Consider the following 21,371-nt stretch of genomic DNA (forward strand, 5'->3'; position numbering starts at 1 on the left):
GCCAGACGCTCGTCGCCGTCCACCCGGTTTCCGAAGACTATTTCGGCCGCGACACGATCTCGATCATCTTTCCTTCGTCATCGTCGGGCGCGTTTGCCTTCGCCTTTTCATAGGCGGCAAGCGCGGCGCGGCTGACGGGCACGTCGGGCAGTAGCATTTCGGCCAGCCTCACCGCATAGGCCGCATCCTTGTGACGGAGTGCGGATGTGAAGGACGCGCCAGCGAAGTCCCGCGCCACCATGCGCTTTGAGTGGCGGATCACCTGTGGAGATGCCACTGCGCCGCTCGAGAGCGCTTCGGCCACCAGCTTCATATCGAGCCCGGCCTGTTCAGCCATGGCGACGCCTTCGGCGAGGCTCGCGATCTGCACCGCTCCCATCAGATTGTTGATCAGCTTGAACACCGTGCCAGTGCCGACAGCACCAAAATGCCTGATCACGTCGCCGATCGGCGCGAGATATGGCTCTGCGGAAGCGAGATCGGCCGCGTCAGCGCCAACGAGCAGGGTCAGCTTGCCGGCCGCCGCCGCTTGCGGCAGGCCAGTAACGGGGCAATCGATATAGATCAAACCGCGTCCCCGCAGTTCTCGTGCCATGTCGAGCGCATGCTGGTGCGAGACGGTCGAACACTCGATCGCGAGACTGCCCGGCTTCATCTTGGCGGCTGCGCCGTTGTCGCCAAGCCAGACGGCGCGCGATGCCTCATCGTCAGCGACCATGCTCACGACGGCATCGGCGCCATCGGCCGCCTCCGCCGGCGACGCCGCCCAACGCGCGCCTCGCGCGATCAAATCGTCGGCTTTTGCCTTGCTGCGATTCGACACCGCGACGTCAAAGCCGGCATCAAGATAACGGCCGGCCATGCCATGACCCATCCGGCCGAGCCCGATGAAGCCGACCTTGGCCATCGGCTAGTCCACGTCCTCGACACTGCCCGGGCCGGTGCCGAATGCGCGCTGCGCCAACGTCGCCGCCATGAACTCGTCGAGGTCGCCGTCGAGCACGCCTGACGTGTCGGAGGTCTGCACGCCGGTGCGCAGGTCCTTGACCATCTGGTAGGGCTGCAGCACGTAGGAGCGGATCTGATGGCCCCAGCCAATATCGGTCTTGGCGGCCTGATCGGCGGCGGCCTGCTCTTCGCGCTTTTTCAATTCGATTTCATAGAGCCGCGCGCGCAGCATGTCCCAGGCCTGCGCGCGGTTCTTGTGCTGCGAGCGGCCGGCCTGGCAGACCACCGCAATGCCGGTCGGAATGTGGGTCAGGCGCACCGCCGATTCGGTCTTGTTGACGTGCTGGCCGCCGGCGCCGCCGGAGCGCATGGTGTCGGTGCGCACGTCGGATTCCTTGATCTCGATCTTGATGGAATCGTCGATCACAGGAAAAATCTGCACCGACGAGAACGAGGTGTGGCGCCGCGCGTTGGAATCGAACGGCGAAATCCGCACCAGGCGATGCACGCCGGCCTCGGTCTTCAGCCAGCCATAGGCATTGTGCCCGCTGATCTGGATCGTCGCGGACTTGATGCCGGCTTCTTCGCCCTGGGACTCTTCGAGATATTCGATCTTGAAGCCGTGATTTTCTGCCCAGCGCGTATACATGCGCAGCAGCATCGCGGCCCAGTCCTGGCTTTCGGTGCCGCCGGCGCCGGCATGCACTTCGAGATAGGAATCGAACTTGTCGGCCTCGCCGGATAGCAGCGCTTCCAGCTCGCGGCGCGCGACTTCCTTCTTCAGGGCCTTCAGCGCGTTCTCAGCCTCGACGACGACGCCCTCGTCGTTCTCGGCCTCGCCAAGCGCGATCATCTCGACATTGTCGTCGAGCTCGCGCTCGACCTTGCCGATGCCCTCGAGCGCATCCACCAGCGAGGTGCGCTCCTGCATCAGTTTCTGGGCTTTCTGGGGATCGTTCCAGAGATTGGGATCTTCGGCGAGCGAGTTCAGCTCGGCGAGCCGGGCCGTGGATTTCTCGACGTCAAAGATGCCTCCTCAGCAGCCCGACCGACTGCTTGATCTCTTCTACGAGGCGTTCGACTTCCGCGCGCATGGTCTCTTCTGTCTGCGGTTCAAACCGCTGCTGGATAAACGTTCGACCGGGCGGATGTAGCGACGTACGCAACAAAGCGCAATCCGCTAGAGCATGATCCGGAAAAGTGTGAAGCGGTTTTCCGAAAAGATCATGCTCAAACAAAGACCTAAAGCGCGATGACGGTTCATCGCGCTTTAGTAAAACCTCCCAGTACCCGGCCGCGTGATATTGCCGGCGTCGGGAGGCAAATTCCCCTGAATGCTGCCGGATTCCGACGGGTATCCCTGCGGTACCCGTCCTTCTCCATCCGCGACACCGACGGGGGCCGGCATGTAATTTTCCGGCGGCGCGGTGCCCGGCTTGAAGGCTTCCAGAACGGTACGGCCGGTGTCGCCGGGTGCTGGGCGCATGCCGCTCTTCGAATCGATGCGGACCAACCTGATCCCGGGAGGAACCTTGAACGGGGTCGGCGGCTTGTCGGCCAGCGCTAGCTTCATGAAATCCTTGGCGATCGGCGCGGCGATGCGGCCGCCCTGCGCAGCCCTGCCCAGCGTGCGCGGCTTGTCATAGCCAAGATAGAGACCGACGACGAGATCGGGCGAAAAGCCGACGAACCAGACGTCTTTTGCGTCGCTGGTGGTGCCGGTCTTGCCTGCGATTGGCTTACCGACTTCGCGCAGGATCGTCGCCGTGCCACCCTGCACCACTCCCTCCAACATCGAGGTGATCTGGTAGGCGGTCAGCGAATCGAGCACCTGCTCCCGACGATCGATGAGTTGGGGCTCGGGCTGGCTCTTCCAACCGCCGGGCGCGTCGCAACCGCGGCACTCGCGCTGGTCATGCTTGAAGATCGTGCGTCCATAGCGATCCTGGATACGGTCGATCAGGGTCGGCTTCACCCGCCGGCCGCCATTGGCGAACATCGAATAGGCCGTCACCATCCGCATCACCGTGGTTTCGCCGGCGCCGAGCGAATAGGAAAGATAGTTCGGCAATTCCTCATAAACGCCGAAGCGTTTGGCATATTCGCCGATCAGGGGCATGCCGACATCCTGCGCCAGCCGCACCGTGACGGTGTTGAGCGAGTGTTTCAGGGCATCGCGCAGTGTGATGGGACCCTTATAGCTGCCCACCGAAAAATTGTCCGGCCGCCAGACGCCGTTGCCCTGCCCCTGATCGATCTCGATGGGGCCGTCGATCATGATCGAGGCCGGCGTGTAGCCATTGTCGATCGCCGCTGAATAGACCAGCGGCTTGAAGGTCGAGCCCGGCTGCCGATAGGCCTGGGTCGCGCGATTGAACTGGCTCTGGTCGAACGAGAAGCCACCGACCATCGCGACCACGCGGCCGGTCAACGGGTCCATCGCGACCATCGCGCCGGACACTTCCGGCAATTGCCGCAGGCGATACTGGCCCTCGACCATCTTGCCTTCCTTGTCGAACAGCGGATCGGCGTAGATCACGTCACCCGGCGACAAAATCTGCGAGACCGAAGCCGTCGCCGGTTTGCCGCGCGCCGCAGCGGCGACCGGCTTCGCCCATCGGACACCGTCCAGCGTGATCAGACCGGTCTGCCGCTCCTTGGAGATGGCGCCGCCCAGTTCGCGGCCGGGCTGAAAACCAATGCGGGCCGACTGGTCGGATGTCTCCAGCACCACGGCCATCCGCCAGGGCGAGATGTCGCTCAGCGATTTGATCTCGGCGAGCTTCACGCCCCAGTCGCCGGAAATGTCCAGCTTGCTCATGGCGCCGCGCCAGCCCTGCGCCTCGTCAAAGTTCACGAGGCCGGCAGCCACGGCCTTGCGCGCCATGACCTGCAGCTTCGGATCGAGCGTGGTGCGGACCGACAGGCCGCCCTCGTACAGCTTCTTTTCGCCGTAGCGCTCGAAGATGTCGCGGCGGACTTCCTCGGCAAAATATTCGCCGGCGAAGGTATGCCCGGTGTTGGACCGGCTGGTGACGACCAGCGGCTCCTTGCGCGCCTTCTCCGCGTCGGCCTGCTTGATCCAGCCGTTTTCCAGGAGACGGTCGATCACGTAGTTGCGCCGCTCGGTCGAGCGGTCGCGGTTGCGCACCGGATGCAATGTGCCCGGCGCTTTCGGAAGCGCGGCAAGATAGGCGGCTTCCGCGATCGTCAGTTCGTTCACCGATTTGTCGAAATAGACCAGCGACGCCGCGGCGACGCCGTAGGCGCCGAGGCCGAGATAGATCTCGTTGAGATAGAGCTCGAGAATGCGATCCTTCGAGTAGGCGCGCTCGATGCGCATCGCCAGCAGGGCTTCCTTGATCTTGCGGGTGAAGGAGACCTCGTTGGTCAGAAGGAAGTTCTTCGCGACCTGCTGGGTGATCGTCGAGGCGCCCTGCGGACGCTTGTTGGAGCCGAGATTTTGCAGATAGAGAACGGCGGCCCGTCCCAGGCCGGTGAAGTCGAGGCCGCCGTGCTCGTAGAAATTCTTGTCCTCGGCCGCGAGGAAGGCGTTGGTGACGAGTTTCGGCATTGCCTGGATCGGTAAATAGAGGCGCCGCTCCTTGGCGTATTCGCCGAGCAGCGCGCCGTCAGCGGCGTGCACCCGCGTCATGACAGGCGGTTCGTAATTCTGGAGCTGTGAATAGTCCGGCAAGTCCTTGGAGAAATGCCAGATCCCGGCTGCAACGCCGGCGACGCCCACCAGAAACACCACACTTCCGGCCGCGAACAGGAAGCCGGTAAACCGCAACAGAAAGCGTATTATCAAAGTCTCATTCCAACTGTTGCGTCATCCTGACGTGCACTGCCGTGCGGAGGCTCTCTGCCGAGAGATTCGCCCTCTGACGCTATCCCATGCTCACATGGTCGAAATCGGGCAATTCGCTTCCCGTGTTACCCGCCGAGCACGCCCCGTCAAGTTCAGGGCGCGCCAAGGCACCGCCTGAGATTGTCGTGGGGCAGTCCGCTAGTAAAGCCCGCCGGTCCCCGGACGCATGATGTAGCCGCCTTCGGGCTGCTGATAGCCTTGCTGATACCCTTGCGGGTATCCCTGCGGCGCCCGGCCATCGACGTCGGCGACACCGATGACGGAGTAGTTATCCGGCGGCGCGGTGCCCGGCTTGAAGGCTTCGAGGATGGTGCGGCCGCCCTCGCCCGGCCCGGCGCGCATGCCACTCTTGGCATCGACGCGGACCAGCTTGATGCCGGCAGGCACCTTGAACGGGATCGGCGGCTTGTCGGCGAGCGCCAGCTTGAGAAAATCCTTGGCGATCGGCGCGGCGAGATGGCCGCCGGTCATGCCGCGGCCGAGGTTGCGCGGCTTGTCGAAGCCGACATAGATGCCGACCACGAGGTCCGGCGAGAAGCCGATGAACCAGGCGTCCTTCTCATCGTTGGTGGTGCCGGTCTTGCCCGCGATCGGCTTGCCGACCTCCTTGACCACTGTCGCCGTGCCGGCCTGCACCACATATTCCATCATCGAGGTGATCTGGTAGGCGGTCATCGGATCGAGCACCTGCTCGCGGCGGTCGACGAGCTGCGGCTCGGCCTGGCTCTTCCAACCGCCGGGCGCATCGCACCCGCGGCACTCGCGCGCGTCATGCTTGTAGATCGTATGGCCGTAGCGGTCCTGGATGCGGTCGATCAGGGTCGGCTTCACGCGGCGCCCGCCATTGGCGAACATCGAATAGGCCGTGACCATGCGCATGACGGTGGTTTCGCCGGCGCCGAGCGCATAGGACAGATAGTTCGGCAGCTCGTCATAGACGCCGAAGCGCTTCGAGTATTCGCCGATCAAGGGCATGCCGATGTCCTGCGCAAGGCGCACCGTCACCGTGTTCAGCGATTGGCGGAGCGCATTGCGCAGCGTCGTCGGCCCACCGTATTTGCCGGATGAATAGTTTTCCGGACGCCACACGCCGGCGCCCTGCCCCTGGTCGATTTCGATCGGCGCATCGACCACGACCGTCGAGGGCGTATAGCCATTGTCCATCGCCGCCGAGTAGACCAGCGGCTTGAACGACGAGCCCGGCTGCCGATAGGCCTGGGTGGCGCGGTTGAACTGGCTCTGGTCGAACGAGAAGCCGCCGACCATCGCCAGCACGCGGCCGGTCCAGGGGTCCATCGCGACCATCGCGCCCGAGACTTCCGGCAATTGCCGCAGGCGATACTGGCCCTCGACCGGCTTGCCCTCCTTGTCGAACAGCGGGTCGGCATAGATCACGTCGCCCGGCGACAATACCTGCGCCACCGAGGTCGGCGTCCTGCCTTTTGCCGGCCCCGAGGCCGCCTTGGCCCAGCGCACGCCTTCGAGCGTGATGATGCCGGTCTGCCGCTGCTTGCTCACGGCGCCACCGAGCTCGCGGCCCGGCTGGAAACCGATCCGCGCCGACTGGTCGGATGTCTCCAGCACCACCGCCATCCGCCACGGCGAGATGTCGTTGAGCGATTTGACATCGGCGAGTTTGACGCCCCAGTCGCCCGCTATGTCGAGCTTCGAGGGCGCGCCACGCCAGCCTTGCGCCTCGTCATACCTGACGAGACCGGCCACCATGGTCTTGCGCGCCATCACCTGCATTTTCGGATCGAGCGTCGCGCGAACCGACAGGCCGCCTTCATACAGCTTCTTTTCGCCGTAGCGCTCGAAGATGTCGCGGCGGACTTCCTCGGCGAAATATTCGCCGGCGAAGATATGCGCGCCGTTGCCGCGGCTGGTAACGTTGAGTTGCTCCTTGCGCGCCTTGTCCGCGTCAGCCTGCTTGATCCAGCCGTTCTCCAGCAGGCGGTCGACCACGTAGTTGCGCCGTTCCACCGCGCGGTCGCGGTTGCGCACCGGATGCAGCGCCGCGGGCGCCTTCGGCAGCGCCGCGAGATACGAGGCTTCCGCGATCGTCAGCTCGTTCACCGACTTGTCGAAATAGACCAGCGACGCCGCGGCAATGCCGTAGGCGCCGAGGCCGAGATAGATTTCGTTGAGATAGAGCTCGAGAATGCGGTCCTTCGAGTAGGCCCGCTCGATGCGCATCGCCAGCAGGGCTTCCTTGATCTTGCGGGTGAAGGAGACCTCGTTGGTCAGCAAAAAGTTTTTCGCGACCTGCTGGGTGATCGTCGAGGCGCCCTGCGGACGCTTGTTGGAGCCCAAATTCTGCGCATAGAGGACAGCCGCGCGCGCCATGCCGGTGAAGTCGATGCCGCCGTGCTCGTAGAAGTTTTTGTCCTCGGCCGCCAGGAACGCGTTGATGACCAGCTTCGGCACCGCCTGAATCGGCAGATAGAGCCGGCGTTCCTTGGAATACTCGCCGAGCAGCGCCCCGTCGGAGGCATGCACGCGCGTCATCACCGGCGGCTCGTAATCCTGAAGCTGTGAATAGTCCGGCAGATCCTTGGAGAAGTGCCAGATCGCGCCCGCGACGCCGGCAACGCCGACCAGGAACACGACCGTCCCGGCAGCAAACAGGAAACCAAAAAACCGGACCAGCAAGCGCATGTTCGAAGTTCCGTTCCAACCCTCAAGCGCCGAACTCAGCGGCTATCCTAGCACGGCAATCCGGCCAAACGGCCTGCCGCTACGCGGTCGAACAATCCAAATAAGGTCCGGCGGACAATACTGACCGATTCCGAAGACCAGCAGTCAACTTCTATACCGTTTCTATACCGTCGCCGCTGTGGCCAAACTAGGGCTTGGGCCGTCGGATGGCCGGCATTTCAGGCGACTTTATACATTTCGCACGCCGGCAATTCACTTGCCGGGCCCGGCGGTTACCATCCGTTTCGCCAGGAACGTATCGATCGCCTGCGCCATCGAGCCGACCGTCTTGTTCCGCCAATTTTCCGACACCAGATGCTCAAGGTCGCCCTTGTTCGAGACGTAGCCAAGCTCGACCAGGACCGAGGGTACGTCCGGCGCCTTCAACACCCGGAAACCGGCCGATTTCAGCGGATGCTTGTGCATCCGCACTGTTGTCTTCATCTCATTCATCAAGATTCGCGCGAAACGGTTCGAGAAGGTCTTGGTCTCGCGCTGCACGAGGTCAATCAGGATATCGGCAACCTCGGTCGGCTCGTCGGCAAGGCTGACGCCGCCGATCGCATCCGACTTGTTTTCGACATCCGCCAGCCGCTCGGCCTCGGAGTCCGAGGCCTTGTCGGACAGCGTATAGATGGTGGCACCCTGGGCGTCGCCCTCGCCGCGCGGCAACGCGTCGGCATGGATCGAGACGAACAACGCCGCCCCCTCGCTTCGGGCGACCTTGACGCGGTCGGCGAGCGCAATGAAGGTATCGTCCGTCCGGGTCATAACGATACGATATTTACCGGACTTCTCGAGCCGGTCGCGCAGCGAGAGGCCGAACGTCAGCACCAGATTCTTTTCCATGACGTCGGCGCCGCCGGCCTGGGTGCCGTTATCGTCGCCGCCGTGCCCGGGATCGATCACGATCACCGGCCGCTTGTCGGCCGTTTGTGGCGGCGCAGGCGACACGGCCCGCTCCTCCGGCCGCGCGGTGACAGCGTTCGCCTCCGCGATCGCGGGCCGCAATTCGGGACGGCTTTCCGGCGCCAGCGCCTGGACGAAGGCGGTGCGGTCGACCTGCTCGAGTTCGAGCACCAGCCGCGGCGGCTGGGCGTTGGCCGCCTCAAGCACATAGGATTTAGCGATTCTGGCCGGCCCGGTCAGGTCGAACACGATCCGCGACCCGCCCGGCATGACGACCCCATAGCGGAACGCCTTGACCAGGCCCCGCCCCGCGGTGCCGACCCCGCCGGGAAGCTGGAAATTGAGCTGGGGAAGGTCGACCACGACGCGATAAGGGTCGGCCAGCGTGAAGGCGCGAAACTGGACCGGCTTGTCGAGGTCGAGGATGAAACGGGTCTGCCTGCTATCACCCGCCAGCCGGGCATCGGAGGCGATCGGGAAAGTAGGTACCGCTGCCAGACCGGGAACGGCAGGAACGGTGGCCGGCCCTTGCACCGCCGGCGGCAAAGCCGTCCCTTGGGCTACACTGGGGCCGATCACGGGGGTGCACGGCAATGTTGCGGCGCATAATAGCCCACATCCCAGCAAAACAAGATGGTTTGCGCGGCTCGCCAACGATTCGGTGCCTCCGGAGGAGCCTTCCCTTACCGCATTAGGACCATACGGTTAATCGGACCTTAAGCCATGACTGGCGAAAAGAAGCTAGTGTTGCCGCAGTGCGACGCGGTCCTTGCGGTTCCGAAGCGCTTCCCTTGCACGCAGCCCCCAATCCACGTATGTACGGGGGGCTGACGGCTAATACTCCCGGTTGTGTCGCGTTCAGCCTCCCGGTGCAGCGCCGGAACCTCCTGACAGGAGGAACCTGCGTCTTTCCCGATCCCTCCCCAGCCAGCGCCGCGCGCGGCTGACATGGAGCGGCGGTTTCGAGCCCGAGCGGCGTCCGGTCCCAGGTCTTTTTCCAGGGACGGTTTGAGAACACGGCAAAACTGATTATCCGGACCCCAAACGGTCCGATATGCGATGGCCGGCAGGTGCTTCGGCGCCAAACCGGGCTTTCAGCGATAGATACGGCGGTATCATTTTCCGCCAACATGTTCAGACGGGCCGACGCTTGATGCGCCAGACTGTGTTGCCGACCAGGATCCATGGAACGATCGCGCCGACGCGAGGCGAAAGCTTCGCACGTTGCGTTGTTCTGGTGGGCCCCCGTTCGGCTCGGCGCCTAGAAGTGCGTTTTGGCCTTCCCCTCACCCCCGAATCAGGTGGACCGTCGCGTCACCGGGCCGCGCAATTTGCGCGCGCCATGCACCGCGCCCGCCGTCAAGAGTTCCAAAATGCCCAACAAGATGTTGATCGACGCGACCCACCCGGAAGAGACGCGGGTCGTTGTGGTCCGCGGCAACCGCGTCGAAGAATTTGATTTCGAGACCGCCCAGCGCAAGCAGCTGCGCGGCAATATCTATCTCGCCAAGGTCACGCGGGTGGAGCCGTCGCTGCAAGCGGCGTTCATCGAGTATGGCGGCAACCGCCATGGCTTCCTGGCCTTCAGCGAAATCCATCCGGACTACTATCAGATCCCGGTCGCCGACCGTCAGGCGCTGATCGAGGCCGACGAGCGCGCTCACCGCGAGGCCGAGGAAGAGAGCGAGAACCGCTCCAGCCATCGTCGCCGCTCGCGTCACCGCAACGCCCGCCGCCGCGGCCATGGCGACCGCGTCCAGAGCGACGTGATCGAGAGTGCGGGCCAGGATCCCTCGCAGGCGCCCCAGCCCTATGAAGGCGAGGTGCATGACCACGAAGGCATTTATGCCGGTGAGGCGCAGGCGCACGACGCCGGACATGGCGATGATGCGCCCCATCATGACCATGAAGGGCATGAATACGAGGCGCATGAATACACGGCGGAAGGCCACGACGCGGATCATCCGCACGATCATCATGAGGACGATGCGCCGCGTTCGAACGAGGCTGCGGAGAGGGTCAGCGCCGCACCTGTCGCGGAAGCCGCCCCGGAATCCGTGACGCCGATTGCCGAGGAGGCGGCGGCCGAGCAGGCACCCGCTGCCGACGCCGCGCAGGACGAGCATCATGAGCAGGATCAGGTGCACGAACACCAGGCCGATGCCGATGAGCCGCCGCATGTCGAGCACGCCGGCGAAGGATATGCCGCGGCTGCAACGGATGAATTCGCCCCCGCGCCGGAAGGTGACGAGGGCCATGACGACGAGGACGACGAGGACGCCGAAGAGGAAGTCGTCGAATCCGTCGGTGGCGACGACGTTCTGGAGGAAGTTCCGGAGCGGCCGTTCCGTCCGCGCCGCCAGTACAAGATTCAGGAAGTCATCAAGCGCCGCCAGGTCATGCTGGTTCAGGTCGTCAAGGAAGAGCGCGGCAACAAGGGCGCGGCGCTGACGACCTATCTGTCGCTGGCCGGCCGTTACGCCGTCTTGATGCCCAACACCGCCCGCGGCGGCGGCATCAGCCGCAAGATCACCTCGGCCCAGGACCGCTCGCGGCTGAAGGAAGTGGTGCAGGACCTCGATGTGCCCGAGGGCATGGGGATCATCCTGCGCACCGCCGGCGCCTCGCGCACCAAGCCCGAGATCAAGCGCGACTTCGAATATCTGATCCGGATGTGGGAAACGGTGCGCGACATGACGCTGCGCTCGCAGGCCCCCACCCTCGTCTATGAGGAAGGCTCGCTGATCAAGCGCTCGCTGCGCGACCTCTACAATAAGGAAATCGACGAGATCCAGGTCGCCGGTGAAGCCGGCTACCAGGAAGCCCGCGACTTCATGAAGATGCTGATGCCCTCGAACGTGCGGGCGGTGAAACAGTATCGTGACGGCCAGCCGCTGTTCTCGCGGATGGGCGTCGAGAGCCAGCTGGACGCGATGTTCTCGCCGACCGTGCAGCTCCGTTCCGGCGGCTATGTCGTCATCAACCAGACCGAGGCGCTGGTCTCGATCGACGTCAACTCCGGCCGCTCGACCCGCGAGCACCACATCGAGGACACCGCGCTCAAGACCAATCTGGAGGCGGCCGAGGAAGTCGCCCGGCAATTGCGTCTGCGCGACCTCGCCGGCCTGATCGTCATCGACTTCATCGACATGGACGAGAAGCGCAACAACCGCGCGGTCGAGCGCAGGCTCTCCGACTGCCTGCGGCAGGACCGCGCGCGCATCCAGGTCGGCCGCATCTCGCATTTCGGCCTCCTGGAAATGTCGCGCCAGCGCATCCGCGCCAGCGTGCTGGAGAGCTCCACCGAGCCCTGCCCGCAATGCGGCGGCTCGGGCCACGTGCGTTCGGTATCCTCGGTTGCGCTGCAATTGCTGCGCGGCATCGAGGAAATCCTGATGAAGGGCGCGACCCACAATCTCGTGGTGCGCACCCGTACCGATGTCGCGCTCTATGTGCTTAACCACAAGCGCGGCCATCTGCGCGATCTCGAGAACGCCTTCAAGGTATCGCTGGCCGTCGTGGCCGACGCCACCGTCAGCGGCCAGCAGTCCTACATCATCGACCGCGGCGAGCAGGTCCATACGCTAGAGGCCGCCAAGGCACTGCTGGCAGCGCAGGCCGCCGCTTCCCCGCCGCAGGTCGAGGAAGCCTATGATGAGGACGAGTACGACATCGAAACCGAATCCGAGGTCGAGACTGAGGAGACGGAGGGCCTGGCCGAGGATGGCGCTGAAGCGGCGTCCGGCGAAGGCGACGGTCATCGCCGCAGGCGGCGCCGCCGCCGCCGTGGCCGCGGCGAGCCGCGCGAAGGCGGAGCCCCGCGCGAGGACGGTGATGCGGTTCGCGCGTCCGGCGAGCTGGTCGAAGGCGCGGCCGTCGAGGACGGTGAAGCCGACGAGGACGAAGGCGACGAACACGTGGGCGAGGCCCGTGGCGATCAGCCACCCGGCGAGCGGCGTCCGCGCCGCCGCGGTCGCCGTGGCGGACGCCGCCGGCGTGGCGGTCTGGAAGATGGCCTTGCCGGATCGATCGCCGACGAACTCGGGCCGACCTCGGCGCCGGAAGCAACCAGCGCGGTTGCCGATTTCGACGGTGGCTCGGCCGAGCCCGCGCCGTCGCTGGCACAGACCGACATTCAGCCCGAACCGGTCGCCGAACCGGCACCGATGCAGCCTGCGTCCGACGTCCAGCCGGAGCCAGTTGCCAGCGCACCCGCCCCGGCCGCTGAAGAAACCGCGCAAGAGACCGAACGCGCAGCGGCGCGGCGGCGCTCGACCGTGCGCGAGAAGGTTAGCTTCGTGACCAGCGCGCCGGCCGAACCGGCACCCGCCGTCAGCCAGAGTGCACCGGAGCCGGTTGCAACGCCCGCGCCCGCTCCGGCCGAGCCGGCGCCGGCGGCATCGGACGAAGCAGCGCCACGCAAGGCCGGCTGGTGGTCGCGGCGCTTCGGCGGCGGCGAGTAGAGCAATCGAACCAATAGAAAACCGCCCGGCGAAAACCGGGCGGTTCTTTTGTTTGCGAAACGCTGCGCTCGTCAGCCGGTGGTGATCGCGGTCTCGACGTCGGTCGGATCGATCTCCTTGTTGAGATTGGCGAGCAGCCGGTCGTGATCAAGCTCGCCCTCCCACCATGACACCACGACGCAGGCAACACCGTTGCCGCACAGATTGGTCAGCGCGCGGCATTCGCTCATGAACTTGTCGATGCCGAGCAGGATCGCCATTCCCGGCACCAGCCGCGGGTCGACCACCGCGAGCGTCGCCGCCAGCGTGATGAAGCCGGCGCCGGTGATGCCGGAGGCGCCCTTCGAGGTCAGCATTGCCACCAGCAGGATGGTCAGTTGCTGGCCGAAGGTGAGATCGAAGTTGAGTGCCTGCGCGATGAACAAAGTCGCGAGCGTCATGTAGATGTTGGTGCCGTCGAGGTTGAAGGAGTAGCCGGTCGGCACCACGAGGCCCACCACCGACTTGGAGCAGCCGAGCCGCTCAAGCTTCTCCATCAAGGACGGCAGCGCGCTTTCCGACGATGACGTGCCGAGCACGATCAACAATTCGTCCTTGATATAGGCCAGGAACTTGAAGATCGAGAAACCGACAATCCGCGCGATCACGCCAAGCACCACGAACACGAACAGCGCCGCAGTGAAGTAGAAGGTCGCGATCAGTCCGAGCAGGTTCAGGATCGCGCCGGTGCCGAACTTGCCGATCGTGAAGGCCATCGCGCCGAACGCGCCGATCGGCGCGGCCTTCATCACGATGGCGATGACGCCGAACACGGCATGCGCAGCATCGTCGATGAAGGCGCGGATGGTATGGCCGCGCTCGCCGAGCCCCATCAGCGCAAAGCCGAACAGGATCGAGAACAGCAGCACCTGAAGGATTTCGCCCTGCGCGAAGGCGCCGACCACGGTGTCGGGAATGATGTGCAGGAAGAAATCGACCGACTTCTGAGCTTCGGCCTGCTTGGCGAAGCCGGCGACCGCCTGCGCGTTCGCCATGCTGCCGCCGAAACCGTGCCCGGGCCGGACGACGTTGCCGACGAGAAGGCCGATCACCAGCGCGAAGGTCGAGACGACCTCGAAATAGACCAGCGCCTTGACGCCGATACGGCCCACTTTCTTGGCATCTTGTATATGCGAAATGCCTGAGACCACGGTGCAGAAGATGATTGGCGCGATCACCATCTTGATCAGCTTGATGAAGCCGTCACCGAGCGCCTTGATCCAGTCGTTGGTTGCGAGCGCCGGCCACAGCCAGCCGACCAGCGCGCCCAGCACGATGGCGATCAGGACCTGGACATAAAGAACCCGATACCAGGGCTTTTTTGCCGCGCTCGCGGGTGCTTCGGTCGCAATCGTTGCCGCCATGACGCTTACTCCCCTCAGGTGTGCGGCTTGGTCGACATGCGCCAATCCGTCGCACACAGCCAAAATCCTTTGGGCGAGCGGAGTCAATGGCGTCCGGGAAGTGACCCCCGCCTAATCGCGGGAATCGAACATCCGTCTGATCGCCGGCACCAGTGCAGCGCCAAGCGCGTTCTTGATCAGCGATGCCGCAATGAACGGTGCAATTCCGACCAGCCACGCCTTTTCCACGCCAAGCTTCATGCCGAACGCCAGCCAGCCGAATCCGGCGGCGAGGATGAGAAGGTGTCCGAGTGCCATTGCAACGAACAGAAATAGTACCGACCGGTCCCAGCCGCGCTCGGCGAGCCATCCCGTGATGAAGGCCGCGCCGACGAAACCGAAGAGATATCCTGCGGTCGGACCGACCAATGGCGCAAGGCCGCCGACAGGGCCGGCGAAGACCGGTAATCCGATCGCCCCTTCGGCGAGGTAGGCGAGCAGCGTGGCGCTGCCGAGCCGCCAGCCATAGGCCGCACCGATGATCAGCACGACCAGCGTTTGCAGCGTCATCGGCACATAGGGCAACGGCAGATTGACCTTGGCCGACAAGGTCAGCAGCGCCGTTCCCAGCGCGATCAGGATCACGCTACGGAACACGCCGGATGAACCGTCCGCACGATGCGGCCACAGCACGGCTGCGAGCGGAAAATGCGACGGGACGGCCGCTTCGGGCATGGTTCTGGCGGACACGGATAGCTCCCCGGTTAAGAAGACAGGATTGACGTGGATGAAGATTGTGGCTGCGCTAGCGCAGCCAGCGCGCGATGCGCGTCACCGCTTCGCGCATCTCGTCGGCTGAGCGCGCATAGGAGAAGCGGATGAAGTTGCGGCCGTGGATCGGATCGAAATCGACGCCCGGGGTTGCCGCCACATGCGCCTTCTCCAGCATGCGGCCGGCAAATTCGAAACTGTCTGACGTGAAATCCGAAACATCGGCGTAGAGGTAGAAGGCGCCGTCCGCGGGCAAGAACTTGGTGAGGCCAGCCTTCGGCAATCCCTCGATCAGAATGCGGCGGTTCTCCTCATAACCGTGCTTGATCGCTTCCATCTCTTCGCGGCCCTCGAACGCCGCTTCGGCCGCGATCTGCGACAGCGTCGGTACCGAGATCGACAGGTTCTGCTGCAGCCGTTCGATCGGCCGCACCAACGGCTCCGGCACCACCATCCAGCCGACACGCCAGCCCGTCATGCAGAAATATTTCGAGAACGAGTTGATCACGAGCGCCTGCGGCGACAGTTCCGCCGCTGTCACCGCCGGAAACGCATAGTCGAGGCCGTGATAGATCTCGTCAGAGATGAAGCGGATGCCCGCGCTCTCCGCCGCATGGATCAGCCCGGTGAGCGCCTCGCGCGACATCATCGTGCCCGTGGGATTGGCCGGGCTGCCGACCAGGACGCCCTTCAGCAGCGCCTTGCGATGCGCGGCCAGCAATGCCTCGCCGGTCAGCGCATGGCGCGTCGCGCTCGACGTCTCGATCAGCACCGGCTCGCAGCCCAGCGCGGTCAGGATATGCCGATACGGCGGATAGCCCGGCACCGTCACCGCAACCCGATCGCCCGGCTCGAACATCGACAGAAACGCCAGGATGAATCCGCCGGAGGAGCCGGTCGTGACCACGATGCGGTCGGCGTCGACCGTGCAGCCGTAACTATCGCGGTAGTGCCTGGCGATGCGCTCGCGCAGCGAGGGCATGCCGAGGGCCGAGGTGTAATCGATCCGCGTCTCATCGAGCGCCCGGTGCGCGGCAGCAATCGCGCAGCGTGGCGCCGGCGCCGCCGGCTGCCCGACTTCCATGTGAATCACGTGGCCGCCCGCCGCCTCGATGCGGGCGGCGGCCGCCATCACGTCCATCACCATGAAGGGCGGAACATCGCTCCGCGCCGAGGGCGTGAGCAGTGCTTTAGCGCGGTCTCTAAGTGTCGATTCCTGCATCGATATCTGCTATGTGCACGGGCGCCGCCCGAATTCGGGTTCCCGAACCGGCCGGCGCCCCGGACTGGCCGTATTCGGTCGCTTGTTATAGCGTTTTCAAGCGAAGTGATACCGGCTCGGATGAAGAAACGCGTTGAAACACCAACTGGCTCGTATCCGATCTGATCGGAAGCCGAATCGGCATCCGGGCAACTCCGGATGCGTCGCCCATCACCAAAGACCGCTCATGCTGCTCCGTATCGCCCTCCGCCAGAAATTCCTGAAATTGACCGCGCTGACCACGGCCCTTGCGCTCGCCGCTGCGCCCCTGGCGGCGACGGCGCAGGAGAACAGGGGTCCGCCTGTGCTGCGCGATGCCGAGACCGAGCAGCTGCTGCGCGAATATACCCGCCCGATCCTGCGCGCCGCCGGTCTGGAAAAGCAGAACATCCAGATGGTGATCATCAACCAGGGCGTGTTCAACGCCTTCGTTGCCGATGGCCGGCGCATCTTCGTGAACTACGGCGCGATCCTGCAGTCGGAGACGCCGAACCAGATCATCGGCGTGATGGCCCACGAAACTGGTCACCTCGCCGGCGGCCATCTCTCCAAGATGCGCGAGCAGATGGCGCAGGCCCAGACGCAGATGATCATTGCCATGCTGCTCGGTGCCGGCGCCATGGTCGCGGGCGCGCGAAGCGGCGGCAGCAACAGCGGACTGACGAATGCCGGCGCGGCGATGTTCTCAGCGCAGGGCGAGGTGATCCGCCGTAACCTGCTCTCCTATGTGCGCCAGCAGGAGGAAAACGCCGACAAGGCCGGCGTGAAATTCCTGAACGCCACCGGCCAATCCTCACGCGGCATGTGGGAGACGTTCAAGCGCTTCACCGACGAGAGCCTGTTCGCCGCGCGCGGCTCCGACCCTTACGTGCAGTCGCACCCGATGCCATCCGAGCGCGTCGCCGCGCTGCAGGAGTTGGCGCGATCGAGCCCCTATTGGGACAAGAAGGACGACCCTGCCCTGCAGCTTCGCCACGACATGGTGCGGGCCAAGATCTCGGCGTTCATGGAGCGACAGGATACCGTGTATCGGCGCTATCCGATGTCCAACAACAGTCTGCCGGCGCGTTATGCCCACGCCATTGCCACCTATCGGCACGGCGACCTGCGTAGCGCGCTTGCACAGATCGACGGCCTGATCCAGCAGCAGCCCAACAATCCCTATTTCCACGAGGTGCGCGGCCAGGCGCTGCTGGAGGGCGGCAAGCCGCAGGAGGCGATTGCGCCGCTGAAGAAGGCCGTGGCGCTCTCCAATAACTCACCGCTGATCGAGATGATGCTCGGGCAGGCCCTCGTCGCCACCGGCAACAACGCCTATACCGACGAGGCTATCGCGATCCTGCGTGCGGCGGTCGCCCGCGAGAGCGAAGCGCCGATCGGCTACACCCAGCTCGCGATCGCCTATGGCCGCAAGGGCGACTATGCGCAGGCCGATCTGGCCTCCGCCCAGGCCGCCTACCTGCGCGGCGACAGCAAGACCGCGCGCGACCTCGCCTCGCGCGCCAAAACGCGCTTCGCGATCGGCACGCCGGGTTGGGTCAAAGCTGACGACATTGTGAGCGCCAAGCCGCTGCCCGGCCAGAAGAGCAACTAGAAATCAACCGCATTCGGCTATAATCGGACCGGGTCGCCGAACACTTGAAGTACCAGCATTCGGCGCCCCTTGGCTACGACGAACAGATATTCTCCAGGAGCCGGCCTTCAGCAGGATTGCCCGGAAACCGCCGCATAAGGACTTACCGATGCCCTCGTTCCGCCTTCTCGCCCCCGCATTGCTCGCCCTGACGCTTTGCAGCGCACCGCATGCCGCTTCCGCACAGAGCTTCACCGACGCGCAGCGCGGCGACATCGAGACCATCGTCCGCAACTACCTGCTCGCACATCCCGAGGTGCTCGAAGAAGCGATGGCCGAGCTCAGCAAGCGCCAGGCCGCCGCGGAAGCCGCCAAGCACGAGGCCGGCGTCGCCGCCAACGCGGAGGCAATCTTCAATTCGCCGCGCGGCGTCACGCTCGGCAACAAGGACGGCGACGTCACCTTCGTCGAGTTCTTCGATTACAATTGCGGCTACTGCAAGCGCGCGATGGCCGACATGATGGAGCTGATGAAGGCCGATCCGAAGCTCAAGATCGTGCTCAAGGAATTTCCGGTCTTGAGCGCGGGTTCGGTCGAAGCCGCCCAGGTCGGCGTTGCCGTGCGCATGCAGGATCCGACCGGCAAGAAATATCTCGACTTCCACCAGAAGCTGCTGACCGGCCGCGGCGCCGCCGACAAGGCGCGCGCGATGGCGGCCGCAAAGGAAGCCGGGCTCGACATGGCGAAGCTGGAGAAGGACCTCTCGAGCGCCGAGGTGCGCAATACGCTCGAGGAGAACTTCAAGCTCGCCGAGGCGATGGGCATGAACGGCACGCCGAGCTACGTGATCGGCAAGCAGGTCGTGGTCGGCGCGGTCGGCGTCGAGAGCCTGCGCGAAAAGATCAGCAACGCGCGCTGCGGCAAGGCGACCTGCTGAAGCACGACTAATTCGTTCCCGTGATAAAAATCCGGCTGCGGCGCAGCCGGATTTTTGTTGGCCGCTGACTGGAGCGCTGAGAAACGCCAGGCTTCCGCGAAGCGCCCCATCTCGGCAAACCCGTGTATTTGCAGAGGTCCATATTCATCCCGCATTCAGAAAACAAAACTGCAGGAACCTGGGATAAATCGGAACATCGGGCAATTCCTTTCGTTGTCGGCGCGGGCAATGCAGATACGTGAGGAGACATTCAATGAGTAATCGCTTTCTGATTTCGGTCGCTACCGCGGCCCTGATCGCCGGCAGCGGGCTTGCCAGTGCGCAGCAGGCGCCTGGCGGCGGCGCGGGATCGGCCGGTTCCGCAGCGCAGCAGAGCGCGCCTTCTTCTGAGCGCGGCGGCGGCGCCTCGTCCGGTGGTGCCATGCATCGCGATGATAGCAGCAAGTCCGGCATGAAGGGGGCGCAGTCCGAGCCGAAGTCGATGGGCGCTGAAAAGAGCCAGCGCGCCGAAGACCACATGAAGGGCGGCAAGGACATGAAGGCCGAGGGCAAGGAAGACCGCGGCGGCATGAAGTCCGAAAAGGGCCAGACGACTGGTCAGGGCACCGGCTCGAGCACGATGCAGAAGGATCAGGGCACGATGCAGCATCGTGACCAGACGACCCAGGGCCGCGACCGCGACCAGATGCAGAACCGCGACCAGAAGGCTCAGGGCCAACAGGACCGCACCCAGTCGCAGACCCAGACCCAGGGTGGAGCCGCGGGCCAGAGCACCACAACGACGGGTCAGGCCGGCGCGGGCGCCAAGCTCTCGACCGAGCAGCGCACCCAGATCACGAGCGTGATCAAGGAGCAGCACGTGCAGCCGGTGACCAACGTGAACTTCTCGGTGTCGGTCGGTACCCGCGTGCCGCGCGACGTCACGTTCCATACCCTGCCAGAGCGGGTGGTGACGATCTATCCGGAATGGCGCAGGTACAAGTTCATCCTGGTCAAGGAGCAGATCGTGATCGTGGACCCGAACACCTACGAGATCGTGGCCGTTCTTGAATCCTGATCGCAGACTTTCGTACCCAAGAAAGGGCGGGCAATGCCCGCCCTTTCGTTGCGCGGGGCTGTGACGGCTGCGGCCGGAATGGCGCCACAACCTGATTGACGCGTCAGGCCCAACCTTCGCCTTTGAGCAGCATTGTCTTCGCCGCGTTCGGCCTGCGCGACCGGCCGGACGGCAACAGTCGTTGGAGAATCGCGGCCTCGGACCGGCCCTGCGGCGATTCGGCGGCCTTGGTTAATCAGTGGAATCAGCGGGTTCTACCCGCCTTTTTATGAACAGGATGAGGCCCTTGAAAGGGCTTGGCGCGGCCTAAAGGCTTCCCCTTGGCCGCGTTGTTACCTATAACGCCGCGACTTGCCCGCCCCTCTTTGCTGGAATCCGGATGGTCCAAGGAAATACCCCAGCCTCTGCTGCGACGATCTATGTGCTCAACGGCCCGAACCTCAACATGCTCGGGATCCGCGAGCCGCAAACCTATGGCCATGCAACGCTGGCCGATGTCGAAAAACTGTGCGTCGAAACTGCCGCGCAGTTCGGCCTGAAAGCCGATTGCCGGCAGTCCAACCGCGAGGGCGAGCTGATCGATTTCATCCACGAGGCGCACGCGAAGAAGGTGGCCGGCATCATCATCAATGCCGGCGCCTATTCGCACACCTCGATCGCGCTGCACGACGCGCTGGTCGCGGTGAAGATTCCGACCATCGAAGTGCATATTAGCAACATCCACGCCCGCGAGAGCTTCCGTCATCATTCCTTCACCGCGAAGGCCGCCTTCGCATCGCTGTGCGGCTTCGGCATCGACGGTTACCGCCTCGCGATATCAGGCCTTGCCGCCAAGCTCAGCATCAAGGCGCAAAACTGACTTCAAACACTGACCTCAAAACCTGACGTCGAACGACAAGCCTGACGTTGAGCACCCACACCCGAGAATTCCGGATCGAGATCATGGCCCGCCAGCCCGATACCAAGTCAGCGGACAAACCAGCCGCAAATCTGAAGAGCGACGATTCAGCGCTCATTCGCGAACTCGCGCTGCTGCTCGATGAGACCAGCCTGACCGAAATCGAGATCGAGCGCGCCGGCCTCCGGCTGCGGGTCGCGCGCAACGTCACCGTGGCAGCGGCGATGCCCGCGAGCTTCCAGCCGGCGGCCGCGCCTGTCGCCGTTTCCGGAGCGCCCGCGGCAGTCGCCGATCTCGCCAAGCATCCGGGCGTCGTCCCCTCGCCGATGGTCGGCACCGCCTATTGGGCGCCCGAGCCCGGCGCCAAGCCGTTCATCGACGTCGGGACCAGGGTATCGGCCGGGCAGACGCTTTTGATCATCGAAGCGATGAAGACGATGAACCAGATCCCCTCGCCGCGCGCCGGCACGGTGACGCAAATTCTCGTCGAGGACGGCCAGCCGGTCGAATTCGGCGAGCCGTTGGTGATAATCGAGTAGAGGCGAATGGCGAGTAGCGAATAGCGAATGGACAAGAGAGCATCCTCGCTATTCGCCATTCGCTA

General features: G+C 64.4%; 14 protein-coding genes. 6 read left to right on the top strand and 8 right to left on the bottom strand.

The genetic code is table 11. From position 1 onward, the window contains the following. Window positions 1–37 precede the first annotated feature (37 nt). The 5 genes from RX331_RS20480 to RX331_RS20500 form a co-directional block, all read right to left on the bottom strand. Entirely contained in the window at window positions 38–907 is an 870-nt protein-coding gene (locus tag RX331_RS20480) for an NAD(P)-dependent oxidoreductase (protein WP_317251724.1), read from the bottom strand. Between the two features lie 3 nt (window positions 908–910). Then, window positions 911–2,042, bottom strand: a protein-coding gene (gene prfB / locus RX331_RS20485) for a peptide chain release factor 2 (RefSeq protein WP_317251725.1) whose coding sequence is annotated in 2 segments (ribosomal slippage) — window positions 911–1,972 and window positions 1,974–2,042 — 1,131 coding nt in all. Because the reading frame shifts where the segments join, the coding sequence is not laid out codon by codon here. 176 nt (window positions 2,043–2,218) lie between these two features. After that, window positions 2,219–4,753, bottom strand: coding sequence for a penicillin-binding protein 1A (locus RX331_RS20490; RefSeq protein ID WP_317258195.1), 2,535 nt, complete (start codon window positions 4,751–4,753; stop codon window positions 2,219–2,221). Between the two features lie 204 nt (window positions 4,754–4,957). Further along, window positions 4,958–7,477 carry a penicillin-binding protein 1A gene (locus tag RX331_RS20495; RefSeq protein ID WP_317251726.1) on the bottom strand — a complete coding sequence of 840 codons (2,520 nt, stop codon included), beginning with the start codon at window positions 7,475–7,477 and terminating at the stop codon, window positions 4,958–4,960. A gap of 252 nt (window positions 7,478–7,729) precedes the next feature. Next, complete coding sequence (locus RX331_RS20500; protein ID WP_410708296.1) at window positions 7,730–8,959, bottom strand: N-acetylmuramoyl-L-alanine amidase; 1,230 nt, start codon at window positions 8,957–8,959, stop codon at window positions 7,730–7,732. Window positions 8,960–9,798: 839 nt separating this feature from the next. Here RX331_RS20500 and RX331_RS20505 point away from each other — a divergent pair. Beyond that, a complete protein-coding gene (locus RX331_RS20505) occupies window positions 9,799–12,888 on the top strand; it encodes an Rne/Rng family ribonuclease (protein ID WP_317251728.1) in 3,090 nt (1,029 codons plus the stop codon). Window positions 12,889–12,959: 71 nt separating this feature from the next. On the opposite strand, the gene RX331_RS20510 is transcribed toward RX331_RS20505, so the two are convergent. The 3 genes from RX331_RS20510 to RX331_RS20520 all read right to left on the bottom strand — a co-directional run bounded on the left by RX331_RS20510 (window position 12,960) and on the right by RX331_RS20520 (window position 16,263). Continuing rightward, window positions 12,960–14,291: a dicarboxylate/amino acid:cation symporter gene (locus RX331_RS20510; RefSeq protein WP_317251729.1), complete on the bottom strand. Its 1,332-nt coding sequence runs from the start codon at window positions 14,289–14,291 to the stop codon at window positions 12,960–12,962. Between the two features lie 111 nt (window positions 14,292–14,402). After that, complete coding sequence (locus tag RX331_RS20515; protein ID WP_410708297.1) at window positions 14,403–15,005, bottom strand: biotin transporter BioY; 603 nt, start codon at window positions 15,003–15,005, stop codon at window positions 14,403–14,405. 70 nt (window positions 15,006–15,075) lie between these two features. Continuing rightward, complete coding sequence (locus RX331_RS20520) at window positions 15,076–16,263, bottom strand: pyridoxal phosphate-dependent aminotransferase (protein WP_317251731.1); 1,188 nt, start codon at window positions 16,261–16,263, stop codon at window positions 15,076–15,078. Between the two features lie 226 nt (window positions 16,264–16,489). Between RX331_RS20520 and RX331_RS20525 the strand changes: the two genes are divergently transcribed. The 5 genes from RX331_RS20525 to accB all read left to right on the top strand — a co-directional run bounded on the left by RX331_RS20525 (window position 16,490) and on the right by accB (window position 21,306). Beyond that, complete coding sequence (locus tag RX331_RS20525) at window positions 16,490–17,896, top strand: M48 family metalloprotease (protein WP_317251732.1); 1,407 nt, start codon at window positions 16,490–16,492, stop codon at window positions 17,894–17,896. A 148-nt stretch (window positions 17,897–18,044) separates the two neighbouring features. Next, entirely contained in the window at window positions 18,045–18,812 is a 768-nt protein-coding gene (locus tag RX331_RS20530) for a DsbA family protein (protein WP_317251733.1), read from the top strand. 253 nt (window positions 18,813–19,065) lie between these two features. Next, the gene (locus RX331_RS20535) at window positions 19,066–19,869 is read left to right on the top strand and encodes a DUF1236 domain-containing protein (RefSeq protein ID WP_317251734.1); all 804 of its coding nucleotides are present in this window, start codon (window positions 19,066–19,068) and stop codon (window positions 19,867–19,869) included. A 379-nt stretch (window positions 19,870–20,248) separates the two neighbouring features. Continuing rightward, window positions 20,249–20,728, top strand: a complete 480-nt coding sequence (gene aroQ / locus RX331_RS20540; protein ID WP_317251735.1) for a type II 3-dehydroquinate dehydratase — start codon at window positions 20,249–20,251, stop codon at window positions 20,726–20,728. Between the two features lie 83 nt (window positions 20,729–20,811). Then, entirely contained in the window at window positions 20,812–21,306 is a 495-nt protein-coding gene (gene accB / locus RX331_RS20545; protein ID WP_317258196.1) for an acetyl-CoA carboxylase biotin carboxyl carrier protein, read from the top strand. Window positions 21,307–21,371: the final 65 nt, after the last annotated feature.

The organism is Bradyrhizobium sp. BWA-3-5 (genome assembly GCF_032917985.1).
Lineage (GTDB): Bacteria > Pseudomonadota > Alphaproteobacteria > Rhizobiales > Xanthobacteraceae > Bradyrhizobium.